This is a genomic window from Mesorhizobium sp. M1E.F.Ca.ET.063.01.1.1, from assembly GCF_003998155.1.
In the GTDB taxonomy this organism is placed as follows: domain Bacteria; phylum Pseudomonadota; class Alphaproteobacteria; order Rhizobiales; family Rhizobiaceae; genus Mesorhizobium.
The window spans coordinates 1-1224 of sequence record NZ_RZSC01001171.1 but is presented as its reverse complement, the minus strand read 5'-3'; the positions used below and the strand labels follow the sequence as shown (position 1 = coordinate 1224).

1 protein-coding gene and 1 pseudogene are annotated in these 1224 nt (G+C 64.2%); both read left to right on the top strand.

The window, feature by feature from the left end; translation table 11 throughout:
- Nucleotides 1-744: phospholipase D-like domain-containing protein (locus EOA29_RS36985; protein ID WP_348628936.1), on the top strand; the 744-nt coding region annotated here is incomplete at its 5' end.
- Nucleotides 741-1224: pseudogene (locus tag EOA29_RS36980) on the top strand (exopolyphosphatase); the annotation flags it as partial. The gene EOA29_RS36985 and the pseudogene EOA29_RS36980, both read left to right, overlap by 4 nt.

Below are 1224 nucleotides of genomic sequence, written 5' to 3'. Positions count from 1 at the left end.
CTGTCGTTCTTCACCACCGATCCGACGATCGCGCGCGACGTCGCCCAGCTCTTCAACTTCATCACCGGCTATGCGGAGCCCGCCGAGGAGATGCGCATCGCGGTGTCGCCCTTCACGCTGCGCAAGCGCATCCTGAAGCACGTCTCCGAGGAGATCGGCCATGCGCGTGAAGGCAGGCCGGCCCGCATCTGGATGAAGATGAACTCACTCGTCGATCCGACCGTCATCGACGCGCTCTATGACGCCAGCCGCGCCGGCGTCGAGGTCGACCTCGTTGTGCGCGGCATCTGCTGCCTGCGGCCGCAGGTGCCGGGCCTGTCCGAGAACATCAGGGTGAAGTCGATCGTCGGCCGCTTTCTCGAACACAGCCGCATCTACTGCTTCGGCAACGGCCACGGTCTGCCGTCGGACGAGGCGATCGTCTACATCTCCTCGGCCGACATGATGCCGCGCAATCTCGACCGCCGCGTCGAGACGCTGGTGCCGATCACCAATCCAACTGTGCATGAACAGGTGCTTGGCCAGATCATGCTGGGCAATGTCATGGACAACCAGCAAAGTTTCGACGTATTGGCAGACGGAACCTCCCGGCGCGTCATGCTGGAGGAGGGCGAGGAGCCGTTCAACGCGCAGGAATATTTCATGACCAATCCGAGCCTTTCCGGACGGGGTGACGCGCTGAAATCGCATGCGCCCAAGCGCATTGCTCAGTTCAAGCGCCGCAAGAAGAACGGCGCCGCGTGATTTCAATTTCCCAGGGCCGGCTCCAGGACCGGCGGCCGCTGTCGATCATCGACATCGGATCGAACTCGATCCGCCTTGTCGTCTATGAAGGGCTGGCGCGCTCGCCGACGCTGCTGTTCAACGAAAAGATGCTGGCCGGCCTCGGCCGCGGCATCGTTTCGACGGGCAAGCTCGATCCCGAGGCGGTGACGCGCTCGATGGAGGAGTTCCGGCGGTTTCGCGCGCTTTCGGACCAGGCCGGCGCCGAGCACATGTATGTGCTGGCAACCGCGGCGGCCCGCGAGGCGATTAACGGCCCGGACTTCATCCACCGCGCCGAGGACGTGCTGAAGACCGAGATCCGGGTGCTCTCAGGCCGCCAGGAAGCGCATTATTCGGCGCTCGGCATCATTTCCGGCTTCCACCCGGCCAACGGCATCGCCGGCGACCTCGGCGGCGGCAGCCTGGAGCTCATCGATATCAATGGCGAAGCGATCGGCG